This is a genomic window from Mycolicibacterium hippocampi (assembly GCF_010723735.1).
Lineage (GTDB): Bacteria > Actinomycetota > Actinomycetes > Mycobacteriales > Mycobacteriaceae > Mycobacterium > Mycobacterium hippocampi.
Map to the genome: position 1 here is coordinate 5790920 of NZ_BLLB01000002.1, position 19195 is coordinate 5810114.

Sequence of the window (19195 nt, forward strand, 5' to 3'; positions counted from 1 at the left end):
CCAATGACCTCAGAGAACTCAGTTGCCGTAGTCGGCTTCGCCCATGCACCTCACGTCCGGCGCACCGACGGGACCACCAATGGCGTCGAGATGCTGATGCCGTGCTTCGCCGAAATCTACGCCGAGCTCGGTCTCAAACAGACCGATATCGGGTTCTGGTGCTCCGGATCCTCCGATTACCTTGCCGGCCGGGCGTTCTCGTTCATCTCCGCTATCGACTCGATCGGTGCGGTGCCGCCGATCAACGAGTCGCACGTGGAGATGGACGCGGCCTGGGCGCTGTACGAGGCCTACATCAAGCTGCTCACCGGTGAGGTCGACACCGCGCTGGTCTACGGATTCGGCAAGTCCTCGGCGGGCATCCTGCGTCGGGTGCTCGCGCTGCAGACCGATCCCTACACCGTCGCCCCGCTGTGGCCCGATTCGGTCAGCATGGCCGGGCTCCAGGCCCGGTTCGGGCTGGACTCGGGCAAGTGGACCGCCGAGCAGATGGCCCAGGTCGCGCTCGAGGCGATGGCGGCCGCACCGCGGACCGACTCGGTGGAGCCGGCCAACAGCGTCGAGGAACTGCTCGAGCGTCCCTACTTCGCAGATCCGTTGCGCCGCCACGACATCGCCCCGATCACCGACGGCGCGTCGGCGATCGTGCTGGCCTCCGGTGACCGTGCCCGCGAGCTGCGGGAGCGGCCCGCGTGGATCACCGGGATCGAACACCGCATCGAGACCCCCGTGCTGGGTGCGCGGGATCTGACCACGTCGCCGTCGACCGCGGCCTCGGCGCACGCAGCGACCGGCGGGGACGCCGGATCCATCGAGATCGCCGAACTCTACGCCCCGTTCAGCCATCAGCAGCTGATCCTCAAAGAGGCGATCGGTCTGGGCGGGTCGACGAAGATCAACCCGTCCGGCGGTGCACTTTCCGCCAATCCGATGTTCTCGGCAGGACTGGAGCGCATCGGTTTCGCCGCTCGGCACATCTTCGAGGGCAACGCCTCGCGGGTGCTGGCGCACGCGACGAGCGGGCCTGCACTGCAACAGAATCTGGTCGCGGTCCTGGAGGGAAAGTAATGACCAAGAAGCTTGCAGCCGTCCTGGGCACCGGTCAGACGAAGTACGTCGCCAAGCGCAAGGACGTCTCGATGAACGGCCTGGTGCGCGAGGCGATCGACCGCGCACTGGCCGACGCGGGGGTCACGATGGCCGACATCGACGCCGTCGTGGTGGGCAAGGCACCGGACTTCTTCGAGGGCGTGATGATGCCCGAATTGTTCATGGCCGACGCGACCGGGGCGACGAACAAGCCGCTGATCCGGGTGCACACGGCGGGCTCGGTCGGCGGCTCGACCGCGATCGTGGCCGCAAGCCTGGTCCAGTCCGGCAAGTACCGCCGGGTGCTGACGATGGCGTGGGAGAAGCAGTCCGAGTCCAATGCCATGTGGGCGCTGAGCATTCCGGTGCCGTTCACCAAGCCCGTCGGCGCCGGCGCCGGGGGCTACTTCGCGCCACACATCCGCGCATACATCCGGCGCTCCGGAGCGCCGACCCACATCGGGGCGATGGTCGCGGTGAAGGACCGGCTCAACGGGACCAGGAATCCTCTCGCCCATCTGCACCAGCCCGACATCACGCTGGAGAAGGTGATGGAGTCCCCGATGCTGTGGGACCCCATCCGCTACGACGAGACCTGTCCGTCCTCCGACGGGGCGGCGGCGATGGTCATCGGTGACGAGGCCAGTGCCGATGCGCGTGTGGCCGAAGGCCATCCGGTGGCGTGGATCCACGCCACCGCGCTGCGTACCGAACCGCTCGCGTACTCCGGACGCGACCAGGTCAACCCCCAGGCGAGTCGCGATGCCGCGGCCGCTCTGTGGAAGGCGGCCGGGATCACCAGCCCCATCGACGAAATCGACGTCGCAGAGGTCTATGTCCCGTTCTCCTGGTACGAGCCGATGTGGTTGGAGAGCCTCGGCTTTGCGCCCGAGGGCGAGGGGTGGAAGCTCACCGAGGCCGGGGAGACCGCGATGGACGGCCGAATCCCGTTCAACCCGTCGGGCGGGGTGCTGTCGTCGAATCCGATCGGCGCGTCGGGCATGATCCGATTCGCCGAGGCGGCCATCCAGGTGATGGGCAAGGGCGGTGCGCACCAGGTCGAAGGCGCCCGCAAGGCCCTCGGCCACGCCTACGGCGGTGGCGCGCAGTACTACTCGATGTGGGTGGTCGGCGCTGACAAGCCAGCCGAGCCGTGACACGGATGCAGTACACCTGCAGCGTCGCCATGGGGCCGGTGGATCAGCTCATCGAGATCGCCAGGACCGCAGAGGAAGTAGGATTCGACTCGATCGCGCTTCCCGATTCGCTGTTCTACATGGAGAAGCAGGCCGCCGACTATCCCTACACGCCTGACGGCTCGCGGATGTGGAACGAAGACACCCCGTGGGTGGATCCGCTCATCGCCGCGGGCGCGATGGGAGCGGTGACATCCACGCTGCGGTTCTACACGAACGTGATGAAGCTCGGCTCCCGCAACCCACTGCTACTGGCCCGGCAGGTCGGTTCGGTGGCCAACCTCACCGGCGACCGGTTCGGATTCGGCGTCGGTATCGGCTGGGCGCCAGAGGAGTTCGAATGGTGCGGGGTGCCCTACGCCAAACGCGGCAAGCGGGTCGACGAGATGATCGAGGTGATCAAGCTCGTCCTGGGCGGCGGCATGGTCGAATTCCACGGCGAGTTCTACGACTTCGACCGCCTGCAGATGAGTCCGGCGCCGAGGGCGCCCGTCCCGTTCTACGTCGGCGGACACACCGACGTCGCACTCAAACGCGCCGCGCGCGTCGGTGACGGCTGGACCAGCGCGATGATGACCGGCGACCAGTTGGCCGAGACCATCGCGAAGATCAATGCGCTGCGCGCCGAGTTCGGCCGTGCCGACCGGCCGTTCGAGTTCCAGGCGGTGTGCATCGACAAGTTCGGGGTCGACGGGCACCGCGAGCTGGCCGAGGCGGGCGTCACCGACAACATAGTCATCCCGTGGGTTTTCGACGGTTTGGGCTTCGACGCCCCGATCGAGAAGAAGAAGGACTCGCTGAAACGGTTCGCCGACACCTATATCCACTCGGGCTGGCAGGACAGCTAGCCACCGGACCGGTAACGCAGCCCGTCGAGAAGCAGGTCCACCATCCGGTCGGCGTGACCCGACGACTCGGCGTCGGCAGGCAGGCACAGGTTGCCCACTGCACGCAGGAGATCGCCCGGCGCGACGTCGGCGCGAATCCTGCCTGCCGTCGCCGCGGCATCGAGCAGCGACTTCAGCGCAGGTTCCATGCGTTGATCGAAGTAGCCGGGCAGCGCGTCGAACGCCGAATCACCGGAGTGCAGCGCGGCAGCCAGTCCTCGCTTGGTGGCGATCAGCGTGGTGTAGCGGCGCAGCCACCTCGCCAGCGCTTCGTCCGGCTCGTAGGTGACTCCGAGGCGGTCAGCCGCGCCGGCACATGCATCGATCTCCTTCTGGAACACCGCGACGACGAGATCGGAGCGTTGCGGAAAGTGCCGGTAAACGGTCCCGACGCCGACGCCCGCTCGCGAGGCGATCTCCCGGACCGGCGCGTCAACACCGGATTCGGCGAACACCGCCTTGGCGGCGTCGACCACCGCCTCGATGTTGCGCTGGGCGTCAGCCCGCACCCGACGCCGCGCATGGCCGTCACCCGCCGCTGACCGGTCGCCCATCCGCCTGTTCCTTGACTAAGCGGAACGGTGTTCCATATCGTTGCGGAACACCGTTCCGGTTATCCGTCGTCTCGACATCGAGGAGAGTAAGCATGTCCCCTGAGACCTTGCACCACAACCAGCATCCACTGGGATCGGGATTTTCCGCGGCCGCCACGGCGGACGAGGTCCTCGGCGGCATCAGTCTGGAGGGCTTCAACGCGGTGGTGACCGGTGGACACTCGGGCATCGGCCTGCAGGCCACCCGCGCCCTGAGCAGAGCCGGTGCCTCGGTTCTCGTCGGTGCCCGAAACCCTGCCCGCGCCGCGGCCGCAGTCGCGGGGCTCGACCGCGTCGAGGTCGGTCGACTGGACCTGCTCGAACCGGCGTCGATCACCGACTTCGCCACCAGGTGGCTCGACACCGGCCGACCGGTGCACATGCTGGTCAACTGCGCAGGCCTGCCCCCGACTGCCCAACGAATGGTCGACGGACGCGGTTACGAAGCCCAGTTCGCGACGAATCACCTCGGCCACTTCCAGCTGGCAGTGGATCTGTACCCGGCCCTGCGCGCTGCAGGCGGATCCCGGGTGGTCAGCGTCACCTCCGGCGCCCACCGGCTGTCCGACATCCATTGGGATGACGTGCACTTTGTCACCGGATACGACGCAGGGACCGGGTACGCACAGTCGAAGACGGCCAACGTCCTGTTCGCCGTGGAGCTGGACCGTCGGTGGTCCGAGGACGGCATCCGCGGCTACGCCCCGCACCCGGGTGTGGTGGTCGGCACGAACCTCAACGGCTCCGTCGGCGAGGACGCGCTACGGGCGATGGGGCTGATCGACGAAGCGGGACAGCCGATCATCATTCCCGAGCACGGCCGCAAGACCGCCGCGCAGGGAGCGGCCACGATCGTTTTCGCCGCGACCAGTCCGCTGTTGGCAGATATCGGTGGGGTTTACCTGAAGGACAGCGACGTCTCCCCCGTGGACCCCGAGGACCGGCCGATGACGAACAGTCCCGATCTTGACATCCCGGCGGAGGTTGCGCCGCACGCCATCGACCCGCACTCGGCGCGGCGGCTCTGGGAGATGAGCGAAAAACTCCTCACGAGGTGACAATCAGGGCGTCCTGCAGCCGTGCCACACCGTGTGCACCAGCGCGACGACGCCCTCGGCATCCAGCGGTGCCATCCCGAACATCAGCCGGTAGTACGGCGGTGACACCAGGGCGTCGACCGCCACCTCGACGTTCGTCTCGGGGGGCAGCTCGCCGCTGTCCACGGCCTCCCGCAGGGTGACCGCGACGGCCGCGCGCCGCGGGGTGATCCACTGGTCGAGCAGCGCCCGCTCGATGGCGGGGTCGGACGGCGACGCGGCGATCACGTTGCGCAGCAGCGGACCGACGGAAGGGTCGGCGAGGATCGAGTTGAGCGCGCTGACGTGGTGGGTCACCGCCTGCACCGCCGTGCTGCCCGGCGGCCGGGTGATCGAATCGCGCACCGCGTCGAGCAGACCCTCCAGCACGATGGCCGCCGCCGAGGGCCACCACTTGTAGATGGTGGTTCGACTCACCTCGGCGCGCCGGGCGATGGCCTCGACCGTCGCCGCAGCGGGTCCACCGTCGAGGGCGAGCGCGGCCGCGGCTTCGAGCACCGCACCCCGAACGGCCTCGCTGCGCGGCCGACCGCGGCGTTGAGCAGGCGCCATGCCCTCAGCCTATTGCGGGCCGCCGCTTCGCTCCCAGAGCCACGACGACCAGGCACGCCGCCGCGGCCAGCGCACCCACACCGAACATCACGGGGTAGGTCAGTCCCGCCCATCGTTGGGACAGGAACGCCAACGCGGCGGGCACCGCGAAGCCGAGATAGCTGATCCCGTAGAAGACCGCGGTCAGCCCGGCCAGATCGTCGGGGTCAGCGATGCGCTGGATCTCCTGCAGTCCCGCCAGCAGCGCCATCCCGTACCCGGCGCCGAGCACCGCGGCCGCGGCCAGCGCGGCCCAGACCGTCAGCACCGCAGCTGCCCAGGCGGCGGTCGCCATCCCGAGGACCAGCAGCACCAGGGCCGTCACCACGCCGCGTCGTCCGCCGCTACCGAGCCGGCGCCCCAGGTGCTGGACGGCAAAGCCCACCCCGAGGGTGACCACGCACATCAGCGCCGAGAACGCGATCGGGGCCGTCGCTACGCGGTCCGCCATCAGTGCGGGCAACACGGCGTAGGCCGACGCACCTGCGCCGAACACCCACGGGGCGACGGGCACGACCACGAGCAGGAAACTGCGGTGCCGAACCTGCGCCGGAACGGTATTCCAGGCGGAAAAATTCGAGTGACGCGCTGCTGGAATACCGTTCCGGCGGGGGAAGCGGGTTTCGGGGGCGGCGGTGAGCAGCGCGGCGGCGGCCAGCGCCAGCACGATGTTGACCGCATAGGACAGCACCGCCGGCGCCGGCGCCCACTGCGCCAGCGTCCCGGCCACTCCGGCGCCCAGGCCGAACCCGGCTGTCAGGCTCATCGCGGCACGCCGGGCACCGGCGTTCCCGTCTTCCCACGGCGGACTGGACAGTTCCTTGAGCCAGGCGCCACCGACCGCCATCGCCAGTCCGAGCGCGATTCCGCTGAACACCCGGCCCACCGCCAGCAGCAGCGCCGAATCCGCCCCCACGGCGAGGATCGACGAACCGAGCGCCGCCAGTACCGGGGCGGGCAACATCAGCGGGCGACGGCCGTAGCGGTCGGACAGCGGGCCACCGATGAGCAGCGCCGGCACGATGCCGAGCACGTAGGCGAACAGCAAGAGGTCCACGGTCAGGGCCGAGAAAGCGCCGTTGGACCGGTACATCACCAGCAGCGGCGTGAACTCGTTGCCGCCCCACGCGATCGCGCAGGTCGCTGCGGCCACCGTGAGCCATCCCCGGGGCCGGCCACGGGTGCCGGTCTCGACCGGCTGCGGGGAGATCAGTGCCGTCACCGTCGGCGCCCTTCATTACTGAACACTTTGTCCACTATATATGAGTCGCAGAGTCGGGCAGCGAGGGTCCGCCGAACGGGTACTCACTGACCAGTGCAGTGGTGTTCGCAACACTTACCGCAGGTAAACCGTCATTGGATTGCGCCGATGAGCAGAAAAACTGTAACGTGTTCTAATTCGAGACCCATACAAGCGGGAGGCCCACCGTGAGTACTGACACATCCGCGGGAAGCGCGGGTATCCGCGAGATCGACACCGGCGCGCTACCCGACAGGTACGCCCGGGGTTGGCATTGCCTCGGCCCGGTCGCGGACTACCGCGACGGCAAGCCGCACGGCGTCGAGATCTTCGGCACCATGCTCGTCGTCTTCGCCGACTCCCAGGGTGAGCTGAAGGTCCTGGACGGTTACTGCCGCCACATGGGCGGAAACCTCTCCCAGGGCACCCTCAAGGGCGACGAGGTGGCCTGCCCGTTCCACGACTGGCGCTGGGGCGGCGACGGCAAGTGCAAGCTGGTGCCATACGCAAAGCGCACGCCGCGGCTGGCGCGCACCCGCGCCTGGCACACCGACGTGCGCGGCGGGCTGCTGTTCGTCTGGCACGACCACGAGGGCAACCCGCCGCAGCCCGAGGTCCGGATCCCCGAGATCGCCGAGTTCGCCGACGACCAGTGGACCGACTGGCGCTGGAACTCGATGCTCATCGAGGGTTCCAACTGTCGCGAGATCATCGACAACGTCACCGACATGGCGCACTTCTTCTACATCCACTACGGGTTGCCGACGTACTTCAAGAACGTGTTCGAAGGCCACATCGCCAGCCAGTACCTGCACAACGTCGGCCGCCCGGACATCACCGACATGGGGACCACCTACGGCGAGGCGCATCTGGACTCGGAGGCCTCGTACTTCGGGCCGTCGTTCATGATCAACTGGCTGCACAACAACTACGGCGGCTACAAAGCGGAGTCCATCCTGATCAACTGCCACTACCCGGTCACCCAGGACTCGTTCATGCTGCAGTGGGGTGTGATGGTCGAGAAGCCCAAGGGCGTCGACGAGAAGACCTCCGACAAGCTGGCGCGGGTGTTCACCGACGGCGTCAGCAAGGGATTCCTGCAGGACGTGGAGATCTGGAAGCACAAGACCCGCATCGACAATCCGCTGCTGGTCGAGGAAGACGGCGCGGTCTACCAGATGCGCCGCTGGTACCAGCAGTTCTATGTGGATGCCGCGGACGTCACCGCTGAGATGACCGACCGCTTCGAGATGGAGGTCGACACCACGGCCGCCAACGAGAAGTGGAATGTCGAAGTCGAGGAGAACCTCAGGCGGCAGGCCGAGGAGTCCGAGGGCACCCAAGACGCGGAGCACTCCCCCCAGGTGTCATGACATGACCACGGACCGACGACCACCGGACGTCGATCGGCTGGCCCGGTCGATGCTGCTGCTCCACGGCGGCCATGACGACGATCACGAGCACGGGTCCGGCGGTGACACCAACAACAGCGGATCCTGGCGCAAGGCACCGGATTTCGCGTCTGATCCGGAACGGGCCGCCGCGGTGCGCGAGAGCACCGCTCGGGACCGGGAGCGGTATCTGACATCCGGACTGGTGCCGATCGACTGCCGCTTCTGCCACGTCTCCGTCTCGGTCAAGAAGCTGGGCCCCCAGCACACGGCGGTGCAGTGGAACGCGCAGGCGTCACAGCGGTGCGCGCATTTTGCCGAGATCCGCGAGTCGGGCGGTGACCCGGCGAGGACCCGAGCGTGCCCGCGGCTGGCCGACAGCATCAAGCACGCGGTCGCCGAGGGGTGCCTCGACGAGGTGTCCACCGCCCCGGCTCCCGGCGACGGCTAGAGCGGGATCGCGCGGCGTCGGTGACGCCGGCTGCGCTCAGCGCGCCAGCCAGCCCCCGTCGACGGGAATCACCGCGCCGTGCACGTAGTCCGCCGCCCGGGATGCGAGGAACAGCACGGCACCGACCATGTCGTCGGGCGTCCCCCACCGGCCGGCGGGTATCCGCACCGAGATCGCCTCGTGGCGTTCCCGGTCCGCGATCAGCGCTTCGTTCATGTCGGTACTCACATAGCCGGGCGCGACGGCGTTCACGTTGACGCCGTGGCCTGCCCATTCGTTGCACAGCGCCTTGGTCAGTTGCGCCACCGCGCCCTTGGCGGCCGCGTACGCCGGCACCCGGAAACCGCCCTGAAAGCTCAACAGCGACGCGAGGTTGACGATCTTTCCGTCGCCCCGCTGCACCATCGGCGCTCCGAATCCCTGGCACAGCTGAAACACCGACCGCAGGTTGACCGCGAGCATGGTGTCGAAATCCGCGAGCGGAAACTCGACGGCATCGTGGCGGATCTGGGTTCCGGCGTTGTTGACCAGGATGTCGACTTGGCCGGCGGCCAGCACAGCAGTGACCGCTTCGGCGATCGAGTCCTCGGACGCCAGGTCGATGCCCTGGTGGGACAGCCGTCGCTGGTGCTGGGCGGCGACGGCGTGCAACTCCGGACCGGGTTCGGCCCGCTGGAGAGTCACGACGTCGGCCCCCGCACGCAGCAGACCGGCGGCCAGCGCCTGGCCGATGCCCCGTGAGGCACCCGTGACGACCGCGGTGCGGCCGGTCAGATCGAACAGCGAGTCAGACATGTGAGGCCACGTTATCGAACACCGTCAATCGAACAACACCGCCGTCAGAGTCCGGTGAAGCGCTCCTTGACCTGTTCGTCGGTCAGGCCGTAGTCCGCCAGCGAGTACGTGTGCTTCGGCGCACGCGGCCCCTGCCTGCTCTCGGCGTGGGCGGCGGCCATGGCGTTGCGGGCGGCGTCGGTCATCTCGATTCCGAAGTGCGCGTAGACCCCCTCCACCGCGGCGATCGGATCCTTGATCAGTGCGAAGTAATCCATGTCGTAGAACTGCGCCGGATCGTGTTTGGCCCGTTCGGCGTTGAACAGCCGCAGGCCGCGGGACCAGGTCTCCATCGAATCGGCGCCGATCACGTCGCCCACGAACGTGTTCGACCACCCCTCAGTGGTGTGCTGGGCCAGCGAACACATCGAGGCCATGATCGTCTCGGCGGGCCGGTGACACTGCACCACCAACGCGTCGGGATAGGTGGCGAGCAGTGCGTCCAGCGCGAACAGATGACTGGGGTTCTTCAGCACCCAGCGCTTCTCGCGGTCGTTGAGCCCGATCAGTTGCAGGTTCTTGCGGTGACGCTGATAGGGCTTCGTCCAGTCCTGCCGGGACAGCCACTGCGAGTACGTCGGCACATGCGCCAGCGTTTCGTAGGAGACCGAGTGCAGCGACTGGCGCAGCAACTGCCAGCATTCCTCCACCTCGTCGGCGGTCATGAAATGCAGCCCGGTGTAGTCCGGGTTCTCCTCGTGCGCCTTGGCGAACTGGGCGTCTATCTGCTGGAAAACCGGGTTCTGCGACCAGGTTTCGCGAGGCGGGCGCGGTTGCGGGAACTCCGCTAGCCACAGCTCCAGACCTTGATGCCGCGGGTCGGCAGCCAGCAGGCGGTGGATCGCCGTGGTGCCGGTGCGCGGCAGGCCGGTGACGAAGATCGGCCGTTCGATCGGGACGTCGACGTGTTCCGGGCACTGCTTGAACGCCGCCTCGGAGACCAGCCGGGCCACCAGCGCGTTGCGGACGAAGAACCGCTGCATCTTGCTGCCGAACTCGGTCAGGTCGGCGTCGCGCTGAAACGACTCGAGCAGCACGCCGAGAGCCTCGCGATAGTTGTCGTCGTCGCTGCCGAAGTCGTCGAGCCCGCAGGCCTTCGTGGCCGAGGCGTGCAGGTCCTCCACGGTACCCACGTTGGTCCGGGCATTGGTTCCGCTCACGCCTTGTACTCCCCGCAGTTCACGTCGAGTGCCTGTCCGGTGATCCCGCTGGACAGATCGCTGGCCATGAACAGGATGGCCGCCGCGACCTCAGCCTCGGTGGGCAGACGCTTGAGATCCGACGCTGCCGCGGTGGCCTTGTAGATCTCGTCGACGGTGGTGCCGTACTTGCCGGCCTGGTGGTTGAAGTAGCTCTCCAGGGTCCCGCCCCAGATGTAGCCGGGCAGAATCGAATTCACCCGGATGCCCTGCTCCCCGAGCTCGGTGGCCAGCGACTGCGACATGGCCAACAACGCCGATTTCGCCATCTTGTAGGCGCCGTACTTCGCCTGTGAATGCCGCACCACCATCGAGTTCACGTTCACCACGGAACCGTTCGACTCCGCCAGCGCCGGGGTGAAGCCCTGGATCATCCGCAGGGCCCCGAACACCGTCAACTCGATGGCATCGCGCATGTGGTCGAACGTGGTGTTGGCCAACGGCTTCATCGACGGCACCCGGAACGCGTTGTTGATCAACACGTCGACCCTGCCGTAGGCCTTCATGGACTCGTCGACCAGATTTTTCACCTGCGTCTCGTCGGTGATGTCGGTACCGACCGACAACGCGCGCCGCCCGAGGTCGGTGATCTGCTCGGCGACGTCCTCGAGCCGCTCGACGGTGCGCGCCGCCAGCACCAGATCGGCACCCTCCTCGGCGCATCGTCGCGCGAGCGTCGTGCCCAGCGCGGGTCCGACGCCGCTGATGACGACGACCTTGCCTTCCAGAAGTCCTCCGGCACCAGCCATCGTCAACCCACCATTCTCTCGCCAATTTGCTTCTGGCGCAGTGCGATCCGCGCACGCCAGTCTTCCTCGGTGATCTTGTTGCTCTCGTAGTGCGGCAACGCGCCCGTCACCTCGTCGAAGTCGACGAGGTCGACGGTCGGGCCGTCGGCCTCGGTGAGCTCCCGGGAGACCCGCTGCCAGCGGAACTGGAGGAATCCCTTGCGGTGCCCCAGCGTCTCCACCCAGTTCGTGACGCCCGGGTTCCTGTCCGACACCACGATGCGGATCTTGCCGTCCGGATCCGCCTGCGCCTGAGTGCCGTTCAGCGAGGTCTGGTGGTTGATGTAGTCCAGGGAGATGTACCACAGGCTCCCCAGCTGGAAGCCCAGATAGGGGGCGTCGGTGACCGGCAGCGTGATGATCAGCGCCTGGTCCTCGGCCAACTCGAACTGTCCGGCCGACGAGTACTGCGTCGCCAGTCCGCCCGGCGTCAGCCGGGGCGCCACCATCGTGTTGGCGGGACTGTCGTTGTAGAACCACTGCGGAAACTGCAGCCAGGTCTTCACACGCTGTACCAGCTGCTTACCCGCGACGGCATAACGCTTCTCGATCAGTTCCCTGGTCAGCGGTGGCGGCGCCGTGCCGGCCGTGTCGGTCCGCGAGATGGCGAACGTGCCGCGCTGGGCGGACCAGTCGTTGTACACCTCGCGGATCACCAGCTGCGACGGGCCGGGCGGGGTGAAGCGCCATTCGAAGGTGCCGTCGGCGGCGATGTCGAGCTTGCGGTCATCGAACGCCGTCTCACTGTCGGGCACGTTGTCGTCGGTGTAGTCGCCGCCGAGCAGCTGGAAGCTGACATCGGTGGTGGTGCCCCGCCGGCCGGTGACGACATATTCGTGGCCGGGCGCCACGCGGGTGCCGAAGTACATGGTGTCGGGGTTGTCCAAGCCCATCTTGGTGAACGGCCCGGTGCCGCTGTGCAGGAAAGGGTGGTCGCGGTCGTAGTCGAAGGCCACGTGGGTGCAGGCCGCGATGCATCCCGCGAGGTACTGCAACCCTTCGAGCAGGTCGGCCTCGGATTCGATGAACGGCGCGGCGGCGACGAGTTGTTCGGCTTCGGCGATGGCATCGGCCAACGGCTGGGAGTACATCACGGTGACTACCTCTCACTTTCCAGGCTGTTCCAATATTGGACCGGACTGGTAGAGTTTCCGACCTGACACTAGAACGCGTTCTAATTCGAGTCAACGGGCGGGTGCATGCGGGAGGCCGAGGAATCACCGACGGGCGCCGGTCGCGCCTCCCCGCCGACGGCCCGGGTGGTCGCCGTCCTCGATTTCCTCGCCGAGCATTCACACGATGGGTTCGGCTTGTCCGAACTGGCCCGCAGGCTCGGGGTGAGCAAGCCGACGTGTCTGGGCATCGTCACCACCCTGACCGAGGCGCGCTACCTCATTCGCGATTCCCGCGACAAGACCTACCGGATCGGACCCAGGCTGATCGCGCTCGGCCACACCGCCCAGGAGTCCATGCGAGTCAACCCAGCCGCGCGCACGGAACTGCGCCGGCTCTCGGCGATGTACGGCACCACCGCGGCGCTGTCCGCGGTCATCGACGACCGAATCACATTGCTCGAACTGGTCGGACCCCCCGGCGCCGACACCGGCGTTCAGGTGGGCCAGAGCTATCCGTTCGCGCCGCCGGTCGGCCTGATGTTCGTGCTCTGGGACGACGAGGCACTCCGCGCCTGGCTGGCGAAGGAACCCACGATCCCGCTGCGCACCGACACCGCCCGCCTGGACCGGGTTATCGCCGAGTGCCGCGCCGCCGGCCACCTCGTCGAACGCCAGACCCCCGGCGGCCGGCGCCTGTACTCGCTGATGGCCGGGATGTCGAGCACGCTGCCGGACGAACTGCGGGCCCTGTTGGGCGAACTCGTGTCCGACATCGGCGAGCGGGTGTATCTGCGCACCGAGGACGGCCGGGACAGGACCGGACGCCGCAACACCCGTTCCGACATCAGCGTGATCTCGGCGCCGGTGTTCGACCACCACCAGCGACAGGTCATGGTCGCGTCGATGCACATCGGAGAGTCGTTGACCGACAGCGAGATAGCCCGCCGGGCCCGCTCACTCATGGCGACGGCCGACGAGGTCACCGCCCAGTTCGGCGGTGTGAAACCGGACCACTAGCTGGTGGCCGCGAGCGCGAAGGGCAGCACCGCCGGTGCTCCCGCCTCACGCACCATGCGTGCGGCCATCGTGAGCGTCCACCCGGTGTCGGTCATGTCGTCCACCAGCAGCACCGGTCCGCCGGCTGCCTCCACGACACCGGCGTCGAGGGGTGACCACGAACGGTGCAGTGCCGCGACCCGGTAGGCGGAGTTCGCCGCGGTCACCGGCCGGCGATCCGGCGCGTACCGCAGCGTGCCGAGGTCGGTGAGCCGGCCCAGCTCGGCGAGCTTGCGGGCCAGTGACGAGATCAGCAGCGGATGGGTGTCGGAGTCCAACGCCATCACCGCTGTCGGCCTGGCCGCCCACTCCCACGACGCCAACACCTTGACCGCGGCTTGCACCACGTCCTCGGACACCTCGGCATCGGCATCGTCGAGCAGCTTGCGCAGCCGGGCGCCCCAGCCCAGATCGGTCAGCCGACCGATCGCCCGCCCCGGGGCCGGACCGTCGGTGATCCGCCCGCTGAGCTCCACGCCGAGCTTGCCCAGCCCCGAGGGCCACTGCTTGCGGGGGCTGAGTTCGACCCCCGGGCGCATCAGGCGCTGCCGGGTGTCCTCGGCCGCGGTTGCGTCGACGTCGACCGCCGGCCGGACACCCGTGCAGTTGTCACAGCGGCCGCACCGCTCATCGGCACCGAGTTCGGGATCGTCGAGTTGGCGGCGCAGAAAGGCCATCCGGCATTCCGCGGTGCGCTGGTAGTCGAGCATCGCCTGCTGCTCACGCTTGCGGGCTTCGTCCAGATTGCGGTAGCGGGGTTCGTCGTACTCCCAGTCTGCACCGGTACCGACCCAGCCGCCCTTCACCCGTCGCACCGCACCGTCGACGTCGAGCACCTTGAGCACCATCTCCAGTCGGGACCGCCCGAGGTCGACGAGGGGTTCCAGCGCCGGCGTCGACAACGGCCGCTGCGGGTCCAGCTCACCGATGACCTTACGCACCATGGCTTCCGACGGGAACGCCACAGAGGCGAAGTAGCGCCAGACGTCCTGGTCCTCGCGGCCGGGGAGCAGGATCACCTCGGCGCTCGCCGTCGACCGGCCCGCACGGCCGACCTGTTGGTAGTACGCGATCGGCGACGAAGGCGCGCCGAGGTGCACGACGAACCCGAGGTCGGGTTTGTCGAAACCCATGCCCAGCGCCGAGGTGGCGACGAGCGCCTTGACCCGGTTGGCCAGCAGATCCGCTTCGAGTTGCTCACGTTCGGCCGCCTCGGTGGAGCCGGTGTAGGACGCGACCTCATGTCCCTGCTCCCGTAACAACGCGGCGATGTCGTGCGCCTGGGCGACGGTCAGCGTGTAGACGATGCCGGAGCCGGGCAACGAATCGATGTGTGCGGCAAGCCAGGCGGCGCGTTGCGCCGGGCTGCCCGCGTCGACCACCGACAACCGCAGTGACTCGCGGTCCAGCCCGCCGCGCAGCACCAGCGTGTCCTTGCCCGCGCCGGAGCCACCGACGCCCAGTTGCGTGGCGACGTCGGTGACCACGCGGTCGTTCGCGGTGGCCGTGGTCGCAAGGACCGGGACGTCGGCGCCGAGTTCTGCGATCAGCGTGCGGATGCGTCGGTAATCGGGCCGGAAGTCGTGACCCCAGTCCGACACGCAGTGCGCCTCGTCGACGACCACCAGCCCGGCGTCGCGGGCCAGCGCGGGTAGCACCTGATCGCGAAAGTCGGGGTTGTTCAACCGTTCCGGGCTGACCAGCAGCACGTCGAGATCACCGCCTCGAACCCGGTCGTGGATCTCGGACCAGTCGGCCATGTTGCTCGAGTTGATGGTGGCCGCCTTGACGCCAGCACGGTCGGCCGCGGCCACCTGGTTGCGCATCAAGGCCAGCAGGGGCGACACGATGACGGTGGCCCCGCGCCCCTCGGCGCGCAGCAGCTTGGCGGCGATGAAGTAGACCGCTGATTTGCCCCAGCCGGTGCGCTGCACGACGAGCGCGCGGCGACGCTGCACGACCAGAGCTTCGATCGCCGTCCACTGGTCGTCACGCAGCCGGGCATCCGGGCCTGCCAGCTGTTCGAGGATCGTCTGGGCCTCAGCTCGTGTCGCCATGGCCCCATCGTGCCCCGCGGGTGCGACAGCCTGCCCGACGGCCCGGCCGAGGCCACAGAACACACTTGCCGTACCTGCGCCGGAGCGCGGGCACGGCAAGTGTGTTTTCTACCTAGGCGGCTACCCACGCGGTGAACTGCGTCAGTTCGACGGCGCCTCGGGCGTCTCGGCGGCCGGCGCAGGTGTTTCTGCGGCCTGCGGGCCGGTCGCCGTGCCGGTGCTGGTCCAGACGGCCTGTGCCACCGGTGTCGGCGCCACCGCCACGTTGCACTGGGTGTTGATCGCGCTGACCGGCTCATAGATCGCCGTCAGCTGCTCCTCGACCTCGGGGTTCTCGGCGAAGAACGTCCGGAAGCCCTCCTGGGCTTCGGGCTGCGCCTGCGACGCGATGTTCGAAAGGGTCTCGTTGGTCTGCGGATTGGCCGTCAGATACGCGCCTTCCGAGGCGGCTGCGGTGCTGACGGTGCCCGCGATGCCGGCAGCGGAGCAGTCCGGTCCTGGAGCCGGCTGGGCGTTGGCGACCGGCGCGACGATGGCAGCCGAGCCGAAGGCGAGCAATCCGCCGGCGAACACGCCGAACAGACCGCGGCGCACGGTGGTAGCGGAGGTGTTCATGGAATTCACTCCTCGTCAATCGGTCGAGCACGCGACCATTCGGTCGCTCCCCGGGGCCTAGCCAATCGACGTGACCGCCAAACACCCGGCGGCCTCCACCGGCCGGGCCCCAGCGGCGTCGACGCTGGTCAGCCCTGTCGTGGAGCGATCTGAAAAATGTCTATGCCGGGGTGTCCATTTCGCGTTTGATCTCGAGTGCGATGTCGATGAGTTGGTCTTCCTGGCCGCCGATGAGTTTGCGTTGTCCGGCGCGGTGCAGGAGTTGGTGCGCGGGCACCCCGTACCGCTCGGACTGGCGGATGGCGTGTTTGAGGAAGCTGGAGTACACCCCGGAATAGCCCATGATCAGCGCGTTGCGGTCCAGCAGGCACTCGGCCGGCATCGCCGGGGCCACCACCTCCTCGGCGGCATCGGCGATCTCGAAGAAATCGATCCCGGTCTTCACCCCGATCTTGTCGAACACCCCGATCAGCGCCTCGACCGGCGCGTTGCCGGCCCCGGCGCCGAACCGCCGGCACGACCCGTCGATCTGCTTGGCCCCGGCGCGGACGGCCTCGATCGAGTTGGCCACCCCCAGACCCAGGTTCTCGTGACCGTGAAAGCCCACCTGGGCGTCGTCGCCGAGCTCGGCGACCAGTGCCGAGACCCGATCGGCGACACCCTCGAGCACCAGTGCCCCCGCCGAGTCGACCACATACACACACTGGCACCCGGCATCGGCCATGATCCGCGCCTGCTTGGCGAGCTTGTCCGGCGCAATGGTGTGGCTCATCATCAGGAACCCGACGGTCTCCAGACCGAGTTCGCGGGCCAGGCCGAAATGCTGGATCGACACGTCGGCCTCGGTGCAGTGCGTGGCGATCCGGCAGATCGACCCGCCGTTGTTCTGCGCCTCTTTGATGTCTTCCTTGGTACCCACCCCGGGCAGCATCAGGAACGCGATCTTGGCGTTGCGGGCCGTCTGCGCCGCGAGCTTGATCAGCTCCTGCTCCGGGGTCTTGGAAAACCCGTAGTTGAAACTCGACCCGCCCAGACCGTCACCGTGGGTCACCTCGATGACCGGCACCCCGGCGGTGTCGAGCGCGGCGACGATCGCGCCCACCTCCTCGGCGGTGAACTGGTGGCGTTTGTGATGACTGCCGTCGCGCAGCGACGTATCGGTCATCCGGATGTCCCACATCGGATCGAAATAGATGGTGTCGATGCCACTCATGCTTGCCCTCCTGACGACGCGGACAGCGATGCCCCGGCACTCTGCTTGGCGATCTCCTCGCCGACTTTCGTCGCCGCCGCGGTCATGATGTCCAGATTCCCCGCATACGGCGGCAGATAGTCACCGGCGCCTTCCACCTCGATGAACGTCGTCACCACCGCCTGCCCGCCGGAGTTCATCGACGGATCGTCGAACTGCGGGTCGTTGAGCAGCCGGTATCCCGGCACATAGGTCGCCACCTCGGCGACCACATCACGGATCGACTGCGCGATCGCGTCACGATCGGCGTCCTCGGGGATCGCGCAGAAGATGGTGTCCCGCATGATCATCGGCGGATCGGCCGGATTCAGGATGATGATCGCCTTGCCGCGCGCCGCCCCACCGATGTGCTGCACGCCGGCGCTGGTGGTCTTGGTGAACTCGTCGATGTTGGCCCGAGTCCCCGGTCCCGCCGACGCCGAGGACACCGACGCCACGATCTCCCCGTAGGGCACCGGGACCACCCGCGACACCGCATGCACGATCGGGATGGTCGCCTGACCGCCACAGGTCACCATGTTCACGTTCGGCGCGTCGAGATGCTCCCGCAGGTTCGCCGGCGGGATCACCCCCGGCCCCACCGCCGCCGGGGTCAGATCGATCGCCCGGATCCCCGCCTCGGCATACCGCGGCGCCGCATCCCGGTGCACATACGCACTGGTGGCCTCGAACACCAGGTCCGGCTTCTCCTCGCGCGCCAGCAACCAGTCCACACCCTCATGGGAGGTTTCCAGGCCGAGCTTGCGCGCCCGGGCCAGACCCTCACTGTCAGGATCGATGCCGATCATCCACCGCGGCTCCAACCACTCCGAGCGCAGCAACTTGTACAACAGATCGGTACTGATGTTGCCCGATCCCACGATCGCGACGGATGCCTTGTCAGGCATGGATTCTCCCTGTCATTCGAAACACAGTCATTCGAAACTCAGTTGTACTGAACCTAACCCGCTGAAGTCGGCGACAAAATGGCTGCCCGCAGGTGCATCTATCGCACGGGTGCACGACCCGGGGAGCACGATGTCACCGGCTTTGAGCCGGACCCCGAAAGCCTCGACCTTTCGCGCCAGCCACGCGACCGCGGTCACCGGATTTCCCAGCACCGCATCGCTGCGGCCCTCCGCGACGACCTCGCCGTTGTTGGTCAGGACGGCGTCGATAGCTCGTATATCTATGTCCTTCGGGGACACCCTCGCCTCGCCCAGCACCCAGCCCGCCGACGACGCGTTGTCGGCGATCGTGTCGCAGAGCTTGATCTGCCAGTTGGTGATGCGGGTGTCGATCAACTCGATGGCGGGAGCGAACGCCGCCGTCGCTGCGAGCACGTCGTCCTCGGTGCATCCCGCCCCGGGCAGGTCGTCGGCGAGCACGAAACCCACCTCGACCTCCACCCGCGGATACAGATAACGCTCGGAGCGCACTGGAACATCTTCGAAGACCTGCATGTCGTCGAGCAGATGCCCGTAGTCGGGCTCGTCGACGTTCATCATCTTCTGCATCGCCTCCGACGACAACCCGACCTTGTGCCCGATGATCCGGGCACCGTCGGCGACCCTCTGACGGATGTTGATCAGCTGGATCTCATAGGCGTCGACCACATCGATGTCGGGGTTGCCGTCGGTCAGCGGCGAGATCGGAACCCGGCTGCCTTCCGCCTTGGCCAGGTCAGCGGCAAGTTGCTCACGCACCTCGGAACTGAGCATTAAGGTGAAGTCCCCTCGTTTCGTCAACCGGCACAGTTGTGGGT

19 protein-coding genes are annotated in these 19195 nt (G+C 67.6%); 7 read left to right on the top strand and 12 right to left on the bottom strand.

From position 1 onward, the window contains the following. Positions 1-3: 3 nt before the first annotated feature. From G6N53_RS28855 to G6N53_RS28865, 3 genes are read left to right on the top strand one after another with little or no spacing between them, the layout of a single operon-like run. Positions 4-1068 (top strand): thiolase family protein, encoded by a 1065-nt coding sequence (locus G6N53_RS28855; RefSeq protein ID WP_163895006.1) that lies wholly within the window; start codon positions 4-6, stop codon positions 1066-1068. Beyond that, positions 1068-2246, top strand: coding sequence for a thiolase family protein (locus G6N53_RS28860; protein WP_163895008.1), 1179 nt, complete (start codon positions 1068-1070; stop codon positions 2244-2246). Before G6N53_RS28855 ends, G6N53_RS28860 begins: the two co-directional genes overlap by 1 nt. A gap of 5 nt (positions 2247-2251) precedes the next feature. Continuing rightward, complete coding sequence (locus G6N53_RS28865) at positions 2252-3133, top strand: TIGR03619 family F420-dependent LLM class oxidoreductase (protein ID WP_163895010.1); 882 nt, start codon at positions 2252-2254, stop codon at positions 3131-3133. Here G6N53_RS28865 and G6N53_RS28870 read toward each other — a convergent pair. Continuing rightward, on the bottom strand, positions 3130-3726 hold the full coding sequence (locus G6N53_RS28870; RefSeq protein ID WP_163895012.1) for a TetR/AcrR family transcriptional regulator: 597 nt from the start codon (positions 3724-3726) through the stop codon (positions 3130-3132). The two genes, G6N53_RS28865 and G6N53_RS28870, sit on opposite strands and share 4 nt — an antisense overlap. Before the next feature lie 92 nt (positions 3727-3818). Between G6N53_RS28870 and G6N53_RS28875 the strand changes: the two genes are divergently transcribed. Beyond that, on the top strand, positions 3819-4823 hold the full coding sequence (locus G6N53_RS28875; protein ID WP_163895014.1) for an SDR family NAD(P)-dependent oxidoreductase: 1005 nt from the start codon (positions 3819-3821) through the stop codon (positions 4821-4823). A gap of 3 nt (positions 4824-4826) precedes the next feature. Here G6N53_RS28875 and G6N53_RS28880 read toward each other — a convergent pair whose 3' ends face one another. Both G6N53_RS28880 and G6N53_RS28885 read right to left on the bottom strand, forming a co-directional pair. Continuing rightward, a complete protein-coding gene (locus G6N53_RS28880) occupies positions 4827-5414 on the bottom strand; it encodes a TetR/AcrR family transcriptional regulator (RefSeq protein ID WP_163895016.1) in 588 nt (195 codons plus the stop codon). Positions 5415-5418: 4 nt separating this feature from the next. Beyond that, positions 5419-6675 carry an MFS transporter gene (locus G6N53_RS28885; protein WP_371870872.1) on the bottom strand — a complete coding sequence of 419 codons (1257 nt, stop codon included), beginning with the start codon at positions 6673-6675 and terminating at the stop codon, positions 5419-5421. 206 nt (positions 6676-6881) lie between these two features. On the opposite strand from G6N53_RS28885, the gene G6N53_RS28890 reads away from it, so the two are divergent. Both G6N53_RS28890 and G6N53_RS28895 read left to right on the top strand, forming a co-directional pair. Next, on the top strand, positions 6882-8066 hold the full coding sequence (locus G6N53_RS28890; protein ID WP_163895018.1) for a 3-ketosteroid-9-alpha-monooxygenase, oxygenase component: 1185 nt from the start codon (positions 6882-6884) through the stop codon (positions 8064-8066). 1 nt (position 8067) lies between these two features. After that, a complete protein-coding gene (locus tag G6N53_RS28895) occupies positions 8068-8535 on the top strand; it encodes a hypothetical protein (protein WP_163895020.1) in 468 nt (155 codons plus the stop codon). A gap of 36 nt (positions 8536-8571) precedes the next feature. Here G6N53_RS28895 and G6N53_RS28900 read toward each other — a convergent pair whose 3' ends face one another. From G6N53_RS28900 to G6N53_RS28915, 4 genes are read right to left on the bottom strand one after another with little or no spacing between them, the layout of a single operon-like run. Beyond that, a complete protein-coding gene (locus G6N53_RS28900) occupies positions 8572-9330 on the bottom strand; it encodes an SDR family oxidoreductase (protein WP_163895022.1) in 759 nt (252 codons plus the stop codon). Positions 9331-9374: 44 nt separating this feature from the next. Next, a complete protein-coding gene (locus G6N53_RS28905) occupies positions 9375-10529 on the bottom strand; it encodes a sulfotransferase family protein (protein ID WP_163895024.1) in 1155 nt (384 codons plus the stop codon). Next, positions 10526-11317, bottom strand: coding sequence for an SDR family oxidoreductase (locus tag G6N53_RS28910; protein WP_163895026.1), 792 nt, complete (start codon positions 11315-11317; stop codon positions 10526-10528). The genes G6N53_RS28905 and G6N53_RS28910 overlap by 4 nt, the downstream gene beginning before the upstream one ends. Positions 11318-11319: 2 nt before the next feature. Beyond that, complete coding sequence (locus G6N53_RS28915) at positions 11320-12447, bottom strand: hypothetical protein (protein WP_163896433.1); 1128 nt, start codon at positions 12445-12447, stop codon at positions 11320-11322. A gap of 108 nt (positions 12448-12555) precedes the next feature. Between G6N53_RS28915 and G6N53_RS28920 the strand changes: the two genes are divergently transcribed. After that, positions 12556-13488, top strand: a complete 933-nt coding sequence (locus tag G6N53_RS28920; protein WP_163895029.1) for an IclR family transcriptional regulator — start codon at positions 12556-12558, stop codon at positions 13486-13488. Here the strand turns inward: G6N53_RS28920 and G6N53_RS28925 are convergent. The 5 genes from G6N53_RS28925 to G6N53_RS28945 form a co-directional block, all read right to left on the bottom strand. Further along, positions 13485-15584 (bottom strand): RecQ family ATP-dependent DNA helicase, encoded by a 2100-nt coding sequence (locus tag G6N53_RS28925; protein WP_163895031.1) that lies wholly within the window; start codon positions 15582-15584, stop codon positions 13485-13487. The two genes, G6N53_RS28920 and G6N53_RS28925, sit on opposite strands and share 4 nt — an antisense overlap. A gap of 141 nt (positions 15585-15725) precedes the next feature. Beyond that, complete coding sequence (locus tag G6N53_RS28930; protein WP_163895033.1) at positions 15726-16199, bottom strand: hemophore-related protein; 474 nt, start codon at positions 16197-16199, stop codon at positions 15726-15728. Positions 16200-16359: 160 nt separating this feature from the next. Then, positions 16360-17412 (bottom strand): 4-hydroxy-2-oxovalerate aldolase, encoded by a 1053-nt coding sequence (dmpG, locus tag G6N53_RS28935; protein ID WP_163895035.1) that lies wholly within the window; start codon positions 17410-17412, stop codon positions 16360-16362. Then, positions 17409-18338 carry an acetaldehyde dehydrogenase (acetylating) gene (locus G6N53_RS28940; RefSeq protein WP_163895038.1) on the bottom strand — a complete coding sequence of 310 codons (930 nt, stop codon included), beginning with the start codon at positions 18336-18338 and terminating at the stop codon, positions 17409-17411. Before G6N53_RS28940 ends, dmpG begins: the two co-directional genes overlap by 4 nt. A gap of 27 nt (positions 18339-18365) precedes the next feature. Further along, on the bottom strand, positions 18366-19151 hold the full coding sequence (locus tag G6N53_RS28945; RefSeq protein WP_163895040.1) for a 2-keto-4-pentenoate hydratase: 786 nt from the start codon (positions 19149-19151) through the stop codon (positions 18366-18368). Positions 19152-19195 lie beyond the last annotated feature (44 nt).

Bases quoted from the DNA above. Each gene is read 5' to 3' on its own strand.
- G6N53_RS28855 (WP_163895006.1), top strand. From the start codon at position 4: ATGACCTCAGAGAACTCAGTTGCCGTAGTCGGCTTCGCCCATGCACCT.
- G6N53_RS28925 (WP_163895031.1), bottom strand. From the start codon at position 15,584: ATGGCGACACGAGCTGAGGCCCAGACGATCCTCGAACAGCTGGCAGGC.
- G6N53_RS28920 (WP_163895029.1), top strand. From the start codon at position 12,556: ATGCGGGAGGCCGAGGAATCACCGACGGGCGCCGGTCGCGCCTCCCCG.
- G6N53_RS28940 (WP_163895038.1), bottom strand. From the start codon at position 18,338: ATGCCTGACAAGGCATCCGTCGCGATCGTGGGATCGGGCAACATCAGT.
- G6N53_RS28910 (WP_163895026.1), bottom strand. From the start codon at position 11,317: ATGGCTGGTGCCGGAGGACTTCTGGAAGGCAAGGTCGTCGTCATCAGC.
- G6N53_RS28860 (WP_163895008.1), top strand. From the start codon at position 1,068: ATGACCAAGAAGCTTGCAGCCGTCCTGGGCACCGGTCAGACGAAGTAC.
- G6N53_RS28930 (WP_163895033.1), bottom strand. From the start codon at position 16,199: ATGAACACCTCCGCTACCACCGTGCGCCGCGGTCTGTTCGGCGTGTTC.
- G6N53_RS28945 (WP_163895040.1), bottom strand. From the start codon at position 19,151: ATGCTCAGTTCCGAGGTGCGTGAGCAACTTGCCGCTGACCTGGCCAAG.
- G6N53_RS28900 (WP_163895022.1), bottom strand. From the start codon at position 9,330: ATGTCTGACTCGCTGTTCGATCTGACCGGCCGCACCGCGGTCGTCACG.
- G6N53_RS28865 (WP_163895010.1), top strand. From the start codon at position 2,252: ATGCAGTACACCTGCAGCGTCGCCATGGGGCCGGTGGATCAGCTCATC.
- G6N53_RS28880 (WP_163895016.1), bottom strand. From the start codon at position 5,414: ATGGCGCCTGCTCAACGCCGCGGTCGGCCGCGCAGCGAGGCCGTTCGG.
- G6N53_RS28875 (WP_163895014.1), top strand. From the start codon at position 3,819: ATGTCCCCTGAGACCTTGCACCACAACCAGCATCCACTGGGATCGGGA.
- G6N53_RS28870 (WP_163895012.1), bottom strand. From the start codon at position 3,726: ATGGGCGACCGGTCAGCGGCGGGTGACGGCCATGCGCGGCGTCGGGTG.
- dmpG (WP_163895035.1), bottom strand. From the start codon at position 17,412: ATGAGTGGCATCGACACCATCTATTTCGATCCGATGTGGGACATCCGG.
- G6N53_RS28915 (WP_163896433.1), bottom strand. From the start codon at position 12,447: ATGTACTCCCAGCCGTTGGCCGATGCCATCGCCGAAGCCGAACAACTC.
- G6N53_RS28895 (WP_163895020.1), top strand. From the start codon at position 8,068: ATGACCACGGACCGACGACCACCGGACGTCGATCGGCTGGCCCGGTCG.